The sequence below is a fragment of the Oricola nitratireducens genome (genome assembly GCF_014904745.1).
Lineage (GTDB): Bacteria > Pseudomonadota > Alphaproteobacteria > Rhizobiales > Rhizobiaceae > Oricola > Oricola nitratireducens.
On the sequence record NZ_JACZCS010000014.1, the window covers coordinates 295091 to 308054 of the forward strand.

The window sequence follows — 12964 nt, forward strand, 5'->3', positions numbered from 1 at the left end:
GCATGGGAAAGATTGCGCTCATATTCGGCGTCACCGGACAGGATGGCGCCTATCTGAGCCGGTTGCTGCTCGACAAGGGCTATACCGTACACGGGACCTCACGCGACGCGGAAGCAGCCCCGCTGGACAAGCTCCGCGAGCTCGAAATCCGCGAACGCGTGAACATGCATTCGGCATCGCCCGTCGATTTCCTGAGCGTCGAACGCGTCATCCACAGGGTCGAGCCGGATGAAATCTACAATCTTGGCGGACAGAGCTCCGTCGGCCTGTCGTTCAAGCTGCCGACCGAGACCCTCGAGAGCATCACGCGCGGTACGCTCAATATCCTGGAGACGCTTCGCCCGCTGGGCGGCGGGATTCGCTTCTTCGATGCCGCATCGAGCGAGTGTTTCGGCGATACGAAGGGAGTTCCGGCTTGCGAGGAGACTTCGTTCTATCCGCAAAGCCCGTATGCGATCGCCAAGGCCGCATCATACTGGCAGGTGGCGAATTTTCGTGAAGCCTACGGTCTCTTCGCCTGCTCGGGGCTTTTGTTCAATCATGAATCGCCGTTGCGGCCGCATCGGTTCGTGACACGGAAAATCGCACACGGCGCGGTTCAGGCGGCCAGGGGCGAACCGCAGAAACTGAAACTCGGCAATCTGGCCGTGCGGCGCGACTGGGGCTGGGCGCCCGAATATGCGGAAGCGATGTGGCGCATGCTTCAGCAGGATACCCCGGAGGATTATGTGATCGCCACGGAGGAACCGCATTCACTGGAAGACTTCGTGGCCGAAGCCTACGCCAGGGTCGGTCTCGATTGGCAGGACCATGTCGAGATCGATCGATCGTTGTTCCGGCCGCTGGAATTCCTGTACGGATGCGGCAACGCCAAAAAAGCGGCCGAAAAGCTTGGCTGGCGCGCGGAGATGCGCATGCAACAGGTCGCGCATGCCATGGTGGATGCGGAAATCGAGCGGGCCGGCGGACTCTGACTGCTGCCACAGCTGCCTCGGTAGGTCGAATAGCTCCAGGGCGTGACCAGAAACGGGACATGGTATCCCGCGCCGATATCCGAGATCGAGAAGCGGACCGGCACGACGTCGAGGAACGGCAATTTGTCCGTTCCGCCGCCCGGTTGCCCGGCAAAATATTTAGCGACCTCGAAATGCAGTTCATAAGTGCCCTCGGCCATCTGGTCCGGGACGAGCAGCAACTCGTCGGTGCGGCCGTCGGCATTTCTCGTTCAGGTCGCTCAGGCGGAATCCGCCGATCCGGGTGAGTTGCGCGAGCGCTTCCGCTCTTTCCTCATCCGGCGTGTGGTTCAGACGCCGCTCGAATACCGCAAGGATCGAGTGCTTGTCGCGGCCGCATACTACCAGAATGAGCGGGAACCCGAAACGTTCCTTGTAAGTGTCGTTCAACCGGTGAAAACGCTTGAATTCCTCCGCCGGCAGGTCGCCCGCAATCGCGGCTCAACAATCGGCGATCGGTGGAGATGAAGACATCCAGTCGTTTGAAAAAACTAACAATATTCGCGGGTGGACTTCCACCTCATGATCGTGTCCATCGCTCTTGCCATCCAGACGGATTTTCAAACGAGCAGCGCCTGTGAACCTTCCTGTGTACGTGATCAATCTGGATCGGTCGCGCGAGCGTTGGACGACAATCAAGGAAACCGCTGACCGACTGGGATGGGATTGCCACCGCGTATCCGCGATAGATGGCCGTCAAGTCGACCGTAACGACTGGGTTGACGTCAATCTTCGGGAGTTCGAGAAGAAGTGCGGACGCCGGATGCTGTCCGGCGAATATGGCTGCTATCGCAGTCATTTACTGGCGCTGAATACATTTCTCGATGAGGGCGCATCCCATGGCCTGATTCTGGAAGACGATGTCTTGCCTGACGATTCCACTGCGTCGCGCATCGAGGCGATCATGGAGACCGCGCCCGATTTCGATGTGATCAGGCTGGTCAATCACAGAAGTCGCCTGTTCGTCTGCCTCGAGGAAACAGAATACGGCGACAAGATCGGGCGCACAATCATCGGACCGCAAGGCTCCGCCGCGGCCTATATCGTTTCGCGCCGCGGTGCGGAACGGCTTCTGGCGGCTCTCGCGTTCATGGAACTGCCGTGGGACGTAGCCCTGGAGCGATTTTGGCAGACAGAGACATCCATCTACTCGGTCTCACCGAATGTTTTCAGTTTTTCCGGACATTGTCACACCTCGTGCATCACGGAGACCTCATATGACGAGGAGAAGTTCCATCCATTCCGGCGGATAAGGACAGCGCTGTTCAGAATCGGTCAGCACTGCGTTCGCGGGCATCACGTCATGCTCTCCCGAGCCGGCGCCGCCGTGCCGGTCAGTCCGCTGGCGGCAACGGCTAGCGGCAGCGATGAACCGCTCCGTCGATTCCCGTCCGTATTCGACGTTCTGTGGACGCTCGTCACACTGTTGTTCGTGTCCGCAGTCTGGTTTGAATCCGATGTCTACCGGTTCGTCGGATTGGCAATGTTCACGATCGGACTGGTCTCATACTTCCGGAATGACTTCCTGACCTACGCCAGACCGATGGTCGGCCCCCCCGGCATCCTGTGCCTGTTGTGGCCGGTCTATCTGCTCGCACGGTTCGCGGTCACCCACACGCAGCATCCTGAATACGGGACCGAATCGTCCGAAGGCATTTATCTGCTAACAGCGCTCTATTCCACGGTCGGATATTTTTTCTTCAGAATCGTAAGAAATCCATTTGCCACGGCAAGCGCCTTCATCTTGATTTCGCTTGCGTTTTCGGTTGCGGCAATGGACTTCCACGCGATTGCGGCGGGTGTGCGCGCGGTTACGCACTACCACAACAACACCATTCACGCCGCGATCGGCAACGGTTTCATCCTGCTGCTGTCCCTCGCCTTCCTGTCCTACCTGTCTGAGCGGCAGGGCCTAGCGAGAGGATATCGCCGGTTATTGTCATTGCTCGCCCTGGTCACTGTCGTCGTTTCGGCCGTCAATATCCTTGTTCTGGAATCGAAAGGAGTCTGGATGGCGGTCGCGGTCGCGCTCCCCCTGCTCGCTCTCTTCATGGCGGGAGGCATCAGCCGGGGCTTGAACCGCCTCATCGTGGTGGCGGCGCCACTGGCGGTCGTGGCGATCGCGACGCTGTGGCACGGCGAAATCGCCCGCCATGCGGACGAAATCCACGGTGTGTGGACACTCCTGAAGGCGCATATGGACCAGGGCCAGAGCTTTGTCGGGGCAATGCGCGAAGTCGGCATGCATGGCGGCCTGTCCATCAACTTCTCCGCCCGGCTGATCCTATGGAGCGAAGCGCTGAAACTCTGGGCGGAAAGCCCGATCTTCGGAAACGGTGTGTCCTGGTTCCATCTCTGGCAAAGTGCTTCCGATCCCGAGATGCCTTACAAGCTGATCCACAACGGTTTCCTCGAAATCGGCGTACGGTACGGCGCGCTGGGCCTCGTGTTCTACGCCTATCTATGCGGCTGGTCCTGCCGAATTGTCTGGCGCACGGCCAACGAAGGACTGATCGCGCGGTCGGCCGCCCATGCCTTCATCGTGACAATGGTTTTCTTCCTGGTGACGAACCTGAGCAATTCGAACGTCAGCCTCGCGCTCGGAGAATCCTATATGTGGTTTGCCGCAAGCTTCGCTTTCTACTGCTATTTCCGGCTTCAGGACGTCGGCATGCCTAAATCCAGAACCTATATCTGAGAGCGCCTGAACCGCGCCTAGCTGCCGCGGTAGGTCGAATAGCTCCACGGCGTGACCAAAAGCGGGACATGGTAGCCCGCGCCGATATCCGAGATCGAGAAGCGGATCGGCACGACGTCGAGGAACGGCAATTTGTCCGTCCCGCCGCCCGGCTGCTCGGCAAAATATTTGGCGACCTCGAAATGCAGTTCATAGGTGCCCTCGGCCATCTGGTCCGGGCCGAGCAGCAGTTCGTCGGTGCGGCCGTCGACATTGGTGACCGCCTGCCTGACCAGTTCCAGCTTCCCGCTTCCCGGCGGCGCTTTGTAAAGCGTCAGGCGCATGCCTTGCGCCGGTTTGCCGGACGCTGTGTCGAGCACATGGGTCGAGAGTTTTCCGGGCATGTCAGTCCTCAATCAGGTCATTCAGCCGAAATGCGCCGATCCGGGCGATCTGCGCCAGCGCCTCGGCAATTTCGTCCTCGGGCGAATGTTCAAGCCGCCGTTCGAAGGCGGCGAGTATCGAATGCTTGTCGTGGCCTCGTACTGCCAGAATGAACGGGAAGCCGAAACGTTCCTTATAGGCGTCATTCAATTGGTGAAATCGCGCGAATTCGTCCTTCGTCAGCCGGTCGAGGCCGGCGCCTTTCTGCTCCGAGGTCGATTCCTGCGTCAATTCTCCTGCCAGCGCTGCCTTGCCCGCCAGATCGGGATGGGCGCGGATCAGCGTCAGCTGCGCATCGCGCCCGGCATCATCGATCGCGGAGACCATCGCGGCATGCAGCGCATCGACCGAGGCGAACGGCCGGCCACCGGCCACCGCCTCCGCCACCCAGGGCGAATGCTCGAAGATCGCGCCGAGCAAGGCGACGAATTCGGAGTCGGAACAGGTGTTTATGGTCGCGAGCGAAACCGTCATTGAAGCTTGCCGCTCCTGGCGCGGATGTCGTCGACCGCATCGAGGATGTTCTCCGGCGTCGCCGGCGCTTTCAGCTGCGGCGACAGGCCGGGCGCGCCGCATGAGGCGACCGCGTCGCGGATGGCGAGCCAGACCGCGACCGCCAGCATCAAGGGCGGCTCGCCAACCGCCTTGGACCGGAACACGGTTTCCTCGCCGTTCGGCGCGTTCTCGAGCAGCGCGACATTGAACTCGCGCGGCACGTCGCGCGAGCCGGGGATCTTGTAGGTCGACGGCCCGACGGTGCGCAGCCGTCCCTTGTCGTCCCACCACAGTTCCTCGCAGGTCAGCCAGCCCATGCCCTGTACGAAGGCGCCTTCGATCTGGCCGAGATCGATCGCCGGGTTGAGCGAAGCGCCGCAATCCTGCAGCAGGTCGGCGCGCAGGCACCGGCTCTCACCTGTCAGCGTGTCGATGGCGACCTCGGCCACCGCCGCACCGTAGGTGTAATAGAAGAACGGCCTGCCCTTCAGCGTCTTCGGATCCCAGTGGATCTTTGGCGTCGCGTAATAACCGGCCTCGGACAACTGGACGCGCGCCGCCCAAGTCATCTTCGCCAGTTCGCCAAACGAGACCGACCGGTTGTCCGCATGGACGCGGCCTTCGCGGAAAACGATCTCCTCGGCCGGGACATCGAAATGATCGGCGGCGACTTTAGCCATCCGACCACGAATAGCGGTCGCGGCGTTGTAGGCCGCCATGCCGTTGAGGTCGGAGCCGGTCGAGGCGGCGGTGGCGGAGGTGTTCGGCACCTTGCCGGTCGTCGTCGCGGTGATCTTCACCTGATCGATGTCGATCTGGAAGACCTCGGCGACGACCTGGGCGACCTTCATGAACAGCCCCTGCCCCATTTCCGTGCCGCCATGGTTCAGGTGAACCGATCCGTCCTGGTAGACATGCACCAGCGCGCCGGCCTGATTGAGCGAGGTCAGGTTGAAGGAGATGCCGAACTTGACCGGCATCATGGCAAGACCGCGCCGCAACAGCGGGTCCGTAGCGTTGTGGGCGTCGATCTCGGCGCGGCGGCGTTCCCATTCGGAGGACGCGAGAAGCGCGTCGGTCACCTCGATCAGCCGGTTCTGGTGCGTCTCGACAGCCTGTCCGTATGGCGTGACCTCGCCGGTTTCGGGACCGTAATAGTTGACGGCCCGAACGGCGTTCGAGTCCAACCGCAATTCGCGCGCGATCTGGTCGATGACCGCCTCGATGCCGATGATGCCCTGCGGCCCGCCGAAACCGCGGAAGGCGGTGTTGGAGACCGTGTTCGTCTTGCAGGCGTGGCCGGTGAAACGCGCCGCCGGGATGAAATAGGAATTGTCGGAATGGGTGAGCGTGCGGGTTATCACCGGGCCGGTCAGGTCCGGCGTGTTGCCGGCGCGGGCCAGATATTCGATTTCGAGGCCGCGGATGCGCCCGTTCGCGTCGACGCCGGCCTTCCACGTGGCGACCATGTCGTGGCGCTTGCCGGTCGCCGTCATGTCGGCCGAACGCTTCAGGCGCAGCTTCACCGGTTTGCCGGTCTTGCGGGCGAGCAGCGCGGCGGAGGCGGCGATGATCGTCGCCTGGCTCTCCTTGCCGCCGAAGCCGCCGCCCATGCGGCGCGTGAACACGTCGACGGAATTGGCGAGGCCGCCCAGAACATGGGCGACGTGGTGCTGCACCTCGGTCGGATGCTGCGTCGAGGAATGGACGATCATGTCGCCGTCCTCGCCGGGGATGGCATAGCCGATGTGGGTCTCGAGGTAGAAATGGTCCTGGCCGCCAATGTCGAGACGGCCCTCGATGATGCGTTCGGCCGACGCGAGCGCGGCATCGACATCGCCCTCGATCAGGATCTGCGGCGGCATCACATAGGACCCGGCCGCATGCGCCGCCTCGACATCGAGCACCGGCTCCAGTTCCTCGATGTCGAGCGCGACGGCGCGGGCCGCTTTCACAGCCTGTTCGTAGGTCGTGGCGGCGACGGCGCCAACCGGGTGGCCGACATATTCAACCACGGTTTCGGCGAAGAGCGGCTCGTTTGGCAGGATCGGGCCGACATCGTTGTGCCCGGGAATGTCGCCCGCCGCCACGAAGGCGGCGACGCCGGGCATGGCCAGCGCCTTCGACGGATCGATACCCTTCAGCTTTCCATGCGCTACCGGCGAAATGACCAGCGCGGCATGCAGCGTGCCAGGCAGTTCGGCGATGTCGTCGATATAGGACGCCTCGCCGGCGATCTGCTTGGCGGCGCTGTCATGGGCAATGCCGTGGCCGACCACGGCGCGCTGAACGGATTTGACGTCGACATTCATAGCGCCATCACCTCCACGATCTCGCCGGCAAGGTCGCGCGCGAGACGATGCAGCAGCGCCGCGGCGGTCTTCTTGCGGTAGGCGGCGCTGCCGCGCCAGTCGCTCAATGGCGAGAAGTCCTCAGACAATGCTTCAATCGCTTCAGAAACGGAGCCCCTATCAAGCGGACGGTCCAACAGCTTGTTTTCCATCGCCTTTGCCCGTTTCGGGATTGCCGCCATGCCGCCATAGGCCAACCGGCAGGCGGTCACCTTGCCGCCTTCAGTCGCCAGCCAGAACGCGCCGCAAACAGTCGAGATATCCTGGTCGTAGCGCTTCGACAGCTTGTAGACGCGGAACTCTTCTCCGGCTTTCGGGCGCGGCACGGTGACCGAGACGATCACCTCGTCGGGCTTCAGTTCCGTCTTGCGGTAGTCGAGGAAGAAGTCCTCCAGCGGCAGGGTTCGTGCACCGCCGGCCTTCGAGGCGAGCGTGATCGTCGCACCGAGCGCGATCAGTGCCGGCGGGCCGTCGCCGATCGGGCTTGCCGTGCCGATATTGCCGCCGACCGTGCCCATCGCGCGGATCTGCGTCGAACCGAACCGGCGGATCAGCGTGGCGAGGCTCGGATAGTCGGCGCGCACCGCTTGCAGGATTTCCTCCCAGGTGACCGCCGCGCCGAAGGTCCAGGCATCGGCGGTTTCCCCGATCGCGCGCAATTCGCCAACCTGCGCGGTCGAGATGATGCGGTCCCAGTCGGAATGATAGTCGGCGCGGGCGACGCCGAGATCGGTACCGCCGGCGAGAAGCACAGCGTCAGGATAGGCCGCGCGCAGGGCGGTCAGTTGGTCGAGCGTTTCCGGCTGATGCAGCACCGAACCGCCGCAGGAGACTTCCGTCTGTTTTTCCGGCAGGCCTGCCGCAGATGGCGCCGCGACACCCGCCTTGGCCGCCGTCTTCGCGGCCTCGACAATCGGCCGGTAACCGGTGCAGCGGCACAGATTGCCGGCAAGCGCGTCGTGGATGGCTTCCTCTTCGGGATCGGCGGCCTTTTCCAGAAGCCCTGTCAGCGCCATGACGATCCCCGGCGTGCAGAAACCGCATTGCGACGAGCCGTTCGAAGCCATTGCATCCTGCACCGGCGTCAGCACCCCGTCCTGTTTCAGCCCTTCAACCGTCGTCAGTTCCGTGCCGTCGAGCTGGGCGGCGGTCATGATGCAGGCATTGGCCGCCTGGCGCGGGCCCTCGCCACGGCGCAGCAACACCGTGCAGGCGCCACAATCGCCTTCGGCGCATCCCTCCTTTGTGCCGGTCAGGCCCGCATGGTTGCGGATCACGTCGAGCGCGGTCGTATCCGGACGCACGGCGAGCGCGACGGGTTTACCGTTGAGAACGAAACGGATGCTGTCGGAGGTGCGGGGCTGATCTGTCATGGTCGGTGAACCTTGCCTGTCAGGTCGTAATGGCGTCAATGCGGAACTGCGTCCCCGCATAGTGGTGTTCTTCGAGATTGTCGCCCGGTCCGTCACGGTCGACGACAAGGAAATCGCTGACCGTTTCAAGCGACAGGAGCGGGTGATGCCAGGTGTTTTTCGCGTAGTTCACGCCGGTACCCGGCGGACACAGAAACGCTAGAGGAACGCCCGGGATTCCGTTCTCGTCCGGCGCGACGACGGCCAAAAACGATTTGGCGCCGACAGGAAAGAACAACTGGCTGCCGAGCGGATGCCGCTCCATCATTGAAATGGCGATCGGCGGCGCGAAAGGCTGCCCCCGAAACAGACTGACGATCGCCCGTCCGCCACCCTCCGTCACGTCGATATCGGCGAGATCGTGAAAGCGCTCGGTCGACCCCTGGTTGATCAGCCGCAACTCCGCGCCGTCGGTTTCGACGACGTCGCCAAACGGGGCGAAGGCCTTCTTCGAGACAGGCGATACAGTGAGCGAAACGGTCTCCATCGGCTATTCCGCCTTCGGAGGACGGGTTTCCCACCAATGCCGCGCGATATCGATGCGGCGCGTCACCCAGGCGTCGTCGTGTCCCTTGACGTAATCGAGGAAACGGGCAAGCGCGGCAGCGCGTCCCGGCCGGCCGACGAGACGGCAATGCAGGCCGACCGAAAGCATTTTCGGCGTGCCATCGCGGCCTTCCGCTAGCAGCGTGTCGAAACTGTCCTTCAGGTAGGTGAAGAACTGGTCGCCCGAATTGAAACCCTGCGGCGTCGCGAACCGCATGTCGTTGGCGTCGAGCGTATAGGGCACGATCAGATGCGGACCGTTCGGCCCCTCGACGTAATAGGGCAGTTCGTCGGCATAGGAATCGGCCGAATAGACGAACCCCCCCTCCTCCATCACGATGTTGAGCGTATTGATCGAGGGCTTGCCCTGGTAGATCCCGAGCGGGCGCTCGCCGGTGATCTCGGTGTGGAGGCGGACCGCCGCGTGAATGTGCGCGCGCTCGGTCGCCTCGTCGAAAGTATTGTATTCAAGCCAGCGCAACCCGTGGCTGGCGATTTCCCAGCCGGCCTCCTTCATGGCAGCGACGGCTTCCGGATTGCGCATCATGGCAACGGTGACGCCGTAGACGGTCACCGGCATGTCGCGCTCGGTGAACAGGCGCCACAGGCGCCAGAAACCGGCGCGCGAGCCATATTCGTACAGCGATTCCATGTTCATGTTGCGCTGGCCCGGCAAGGCTTCGGCGCCGACGATTTCCGACAGCAGTTTTTCGGAGGCCGGATCATTGTCGAGGATGCAGCTTTCGCCGCCTTCCTCGTAATTGATGACGAACTGGACAGCGAGCTTCGCGCCGCCCGGCCATTGCGGATCGGGCGGCGTCCGTCCGTATCCGACAAGATCTCTTGGATAACCGTTTTTTGAATACATGGTCTAATTTTGACCCCGGAATCGCATCGTCCGCAAGCGCAAAAAAGCCGCGGACATTGCCGCGGCTTTTGTCTTGTCCGGTACGGCGCCGGTTACTTGCGGCCGAACAGGCCCCAGAGCGCCGGAACCAGCGCGGCAGCAAGCGCCGCCTTGACGATGTCGGTGACGATGAACGGGCCGATGCCCCATGCAATCGCCTTGTCGGTGCCGAACATCGCCGCGATCCACAGCGCGCCAAGCACGAGGATAACCAGCGTTCCGGCGAGATTCGCCGCGAAGAGCTTGATCGGCTTGCTGGCGAGACCCTGGTCAGCCGCCCAACCGGTGATGCCGGCGGCCACCACAAAGCCGACGAGATAGCCTGTCGTCGCACTGGCCAGGAAATAGGCGAGACCACCGCCATTGGTGAAAACCGGAAGCCCGGCCGCGCCCTCGGCGAGATAGGCAATCAGCGTCGCGACGGCGAGGTTGCGCCCGTACGCGGCGGCAATGGTGAAGATCGCCAGCGTCTGCAGCGTGGTCGGCACCGGCCACATCGGCACCTTGACCTGGCCCGCAACGGCGATCAGCGCCGATCCGGCAAGAACGAGGAACGCGTACATCGCATAACGCGTCGCGGTTTCGCGCGGCAGCGCACGGTAGATGAGCGGTTGGGAAATGTTGGGAAGTGCCATGTCTTTTTCCTGTCTCGTCAGCCCCCATATGGAAGCAAGGAACCTTCCTTGCCTATATCGGCGAAGCTGGTAATCAGCAAGTCCGCCAAAGGAAGCGTTTGTGAACAGGGGCCGCGAAACGCCAAATGTCCGATCTTGAATTCGACCGCCAGTTCGACCCGGCCTATGGCGAGGCCGTTCCGGCCGGCGAAAATGTCGCGCGCCTCACGGTCAACAATCCCAGCCCGTTCACGTTCCATGGCACCAACAGCTACATCGTCGGGCGCGATACGCTCGCCGTCATCGACCCGGGCCCCGAGGACGAGGCGCATTTCCAAGCCCTGCTCGCGGCAATCGGCGGGCGGCCGGTCAGCCATATCTTCGTAAGCCACACCCATGCCGACCATTCGCCGCTCACCGCCCGGCTGAAGGAAGCGACCGGCGCCATCGTCGCCGCCGAAGGCCCGCACCGCGCCGCGCGGGCGCTGCATATCGGCGAAATCAATCCGCTCGATGCCTCCTCGGACACCGAGTTTCGGCCCGATATCCGGCTTCGCGACGGAGAAATCGTCGATATCGGGGAATGGGCCATCGAGGCCATCGCCACGCCGGGCCACACGGCCAATCACATGGCCTTTGCGCTGAAAGATAGCGGCCTGCTGTTTTCGGCCGACCACGTCATGGCCTGGGCAACCTCGATCGTCGCGCCGCCGGACGGAGCGATGGCCGACTTCATGGCCTCGCTCGACCGTCTCGCGGCCCGCGACGAAAGGCGCTACCTGCCGGGTCACGGCGGGCCCGTCGACCGGCCGCAGAAATTCGTGCGGGCGCTGAGAACCCACCGCAAGATGCGCGAGGCGGCGATTCTCGACCGGATCCGCAAGGGCGACCGGACGATTCCCGACATGGTGCGCGAAATCTATCGCGACACCGACCCGCGCCTCTTCGGCGCCGCCGGCCTGTCGGTGCTTGCCCATCTGGAGGATCTGGTCGCGCGCGGGCTCGTCGTCACCGACGGACCTCCCGCCATCGACGGGATCTATTCGCCGGCCTAGAGACGATCATCATTTCACGGAATCGATGATCGTCTCGAACTGTTTTGCACGCAATTCCGGACGGAAAACCGGTTTCCACTTTTCCTGGAATTGCTTCAGGCCTCGACGATACCGATCAGTTCGAAATCGAGCGCCTTGAAATAGGTCTCGATCAGATGCGCGTTCCAGCCGAGATCGTTCGACACGAAGTCGGTGCGCGCTCGCATGTCGACGAAGCTCGTATCGCCTTCGTCGGTTAGGCGCAGGATCACGGATCCGGGGATGCCGAGAACCGGCACCAGATACGAAAATTCGAAGAACAGTTCGTCGTCCGCGCCGAGCCGTCCGCGCCTAGACACCAGCTTCCAGCCCTGCGCCTCGGCGACCTTCTGGATCGTCTCCTCGATGGCGTCCGGCGGCGCCTTGTAGCGGCGTCCGGTCAGGCTCGCATAGCCGTCGCGCAGATGCCCGGCGACGACCGCCTTGGGATCGGCCCGGGTAAGCTGCACTTCCTTGGCGAGAAGCGGCGGATCGACGAGATCGGTAGAGACGTCGTTCTGGTCGGGAAAGACGATCCAGGCGGCGGTGGCGGCGACAAAGGGCGCAAGCGTCAAAATGGAGAAAAACAGCGCCCAGATCACCTGCCGGCCGCCTTTTGTGCCCTTTGCCCAGAGACTGCTCAGGGCGACGAGGATCAGGCCGAGACCGGCAAGTGCAATCGCCGCGACGCACATGACCAGGACCAGGAAGGTTGGCGTATCGACATATCCGGTTCGATGGGCGGCAATCGACACGATGGCCAGGAGCGGCGCGAAAATGGCCAGGCGCAGCGACCATCCGGCGGTCCGGGACCGCTGCCGCTCCGGTAACGGCCGCAGGATCAGCGGCTCCCGGTAATGTCTGCTTCGCAAGAATGCCATGAGGCGCGGCGTTAGCGCGAAAACACGCAAAATGTAAAGCCGATCACGAAAGTACCCCGGGCTTGCCCTCTGCCTGCCCTAATGCTGCCAAACTGCAAGTAATCACTGGAAAATGCTGGCGGGACGAGAAAAAACCTAAGGGAGACGCGCTTATGTCGTCCGCACAATTGCATGAAGCCGCCATCCTTGAGCCCGCGGCGCCCCACGCCGTCCAGGCCGGGAAGGACACCGCCGACCTGGAAATGGTCGAACTGGAACTCGCGCTGGACCGGCAGACCCTGCAGGAATTCGGCTTCGAACACTGCCTGCAGCAGGCTTGCGAGACGAGCGGGTTCAACTTCCTGTTCCAGCTTCCGATTTTCGATCAGATCCCCGGCCAGCGCATCGCCGTCCTGGCCACCCGTGACGGCAGGAAACTGCTCTTCGCCGTGCTCAACGACGCCGGTAACGATGTCGAAATCGTGCCGGAAGACGAGATGCGCGGCGAGATCCGCAGCTTTGCCGGCGCCTTCATGGACGTCTTCACGCAGCTAGGTGCCGCCGCCTGACCG

General features: G+C 62.8%; 13 protein-coding genes and 1 pseudogene. 4 read left to right on the forward strand and 10 right to left on the reverse strand.

The window, feature by feature from the left end:
- Positions 1–2: 2 nt before the first annotated feature.
- Positions 3–974: a GDP-mannose 4,6-dehydratase gene (locus tag IG169_RS09875; protein WP_193176026.1), complete on the forward strand. Its 972-nt coding sequence runs from the start codon at positions 3–5 to the stop codon at positions 972–974.
- 74 nt (positions 975–1048) lie between these two features.
- Here IG169_RS09875 and IG169_RS09880 read toward each other — a convergent pair.
- Both IG169_RS09880 and IG169_RS24450 read right to left on the reverse strand, forming a co-directional pair.
- Positions 1049–1174 (reverse strand): annotated as a pseudogene (locus IG169_RS09880) (hydroxyisourate hydrolase); the annotation flags it as partial.
- Positions 1155–1403, reverse strand: coding sequence for a 2-oxo-4-hydroxy-4-carboxy-5-ureidoimidazoline decarboxylase (locus IG169_RS24450; RefSeq protein WP_210325940.1), 249 nt, complete (start codon positions 1401–1403; stop codon positions 1155–1157). The gene IG169_RS24450 and the pseudogene IG169_RS09880, both read right to left, overlap by 20 nt.
- A gap of 187 nt (positions 1404–1590) precedes the next feature.
- Here IG169_RS24450 and IG169_RS09890 point away from each other — a divergent pair, with 187 nt between their 5' ends.
- Entirely contained in the window at positions 1591–3711 is a 2121-nt protein-coding gene (locus IG169_RS09890) for a glycosyltransferase family 25 protein (RefSeq protein ID WP_193176027.1), read from the forward strand.
- 17 nt (positions 3712–3728) lie between these two features.
- Here the strand turns inward: IG169_RS09890 and uraH are convergent, their stop codons facing one another.
- From uraH to IG169_RS09920, 7 genes are all read right to left on the reverse strand, one after another.
- Complete coding sequence (gene uraH, locus IG169_RS09895; RefSeq protein WP_193176028.1) at positions 3729–4094, reverse strand: hydroxyisourate hydrolase; 366 nt, start codon at positions 4092–4094, stop codon at positions 3729–3731.
- A 1-nt stretch (position 4095) separates the two neighbouring features.
- The gene (gene uraD, locus IG169_RS09900) at positions 4096–4608 is read right to left on the reverse strand and encodes a 2-oxo-4-hydroxy-4-carboxy-5-ureidoimidazoline decarboxylase (RefSeq protein ID WP_193176029.1); all 513 of its coding nucleotides are present in this window, start codon (positions 4606–4608) and stop codon (positions 4096–4098) included.
- A complete protein-coding gene (gene xdhB, locus IG169_RS09905; RefSeq protein ID WP_193176030.1) occupies positions 4605–6941 on the reverse strand; it encodes a xanthine dehydrogenase molybdopterin binding subunit in 2337 nt (778 codons plus the stop codon). Before xdhB ends, uraD begins: the two co-directional genes overlap by 4 nt.
- Positions 6938–8353, reverse strand: coding sequence for a xanthine dehydrogenase small subunit (gene xdhA, locus IG169_RS09910; protein ID WP_193176031.1), 1416 nt, complete (start codon positions 8351–8353; stop codon positions 6938–6940). Before xdhA ends, xdhB begins: the two co-directional genes overlap by 4 nt.
- Before the next feature lie 19 nt (positions 8354–8372).
- Positions 8373–8879, reverse strand: coding sequence for an ureidoglycolate lyase (locus IG169_RS24050; protein WP_246717280.1), 507 nt, complete (start codon positions 8877–8879; stop codon positions 8373–8375).
- A gap of 3 nt (positions 8880–8882) precedes the next feature.
- Positions 8883–9806: an allantoinase PuuE gene (gene puuE, locus IG169_RS24055; RefSeq protein WP_246717282.1), complete on the reverse strand. Its 924-nt coding sequence runs from the start codon at positions 9804–9806 to the stop codon at positions 8883–8885.
- 92 nt (positions 9807–9898) lie between these two features.
- Positions 9899–10480, reverse strand: coding sequence for a biotin transporter BioY (locus IG169_RS09920; protein WP_193176032.1), 582 nt, complete (start codon positions 10478–10480; stop codon positions 9899–9901).
- A 125-nt stretch (positions 10481–10605) separates the two neighbouring features.
- Here IG169_RS09920 and IG169_RS09925 point away from each other — a divergent pair, with 125 nt between their 5' ends.
- On the forward strand, positions 10606–11514 hold the full coding sequence (locus IG169_RS09925; protein ID WP_193176033.1) for an MBL fold metallo-hydrolase: 909 nt from the start codon (positions 10606–10608) through the stop codon (positions 11512–11514).
- A 95-nt stretch (positions 11515–11609) separates the two neighbouring features.
- Here IG169_RS09925 and IG169_RS09930 read toward each other — a convergent pair whose 3' ends face one another.
- Entirely contained in the window at positions 11610–12413 is an 804-nt protein-coding gene (locus IG169_RS09930) for a DUF1499 domain-containing protein (protein WP_193176034.1), read from the reverse strand.
- A gap of 152 nt (positions 12414–12565) precedes the next feature.
- On the opposite strand from IG169_RS09930, the gene IG169_RS09935 reads away from it, so the two are divergent.
- Positions 12566–12961, forward strand: a complete 396-nt coding sequence (locus IG169_RS09935) for a hypothetical protein (protein ID WP_193176035.1) — start codon at positions 12566–12568, stop codon at positions 12959–12961.
- The last annotated feature ends 3 nt before the right edge of the window (positions 12962–12964 follow it).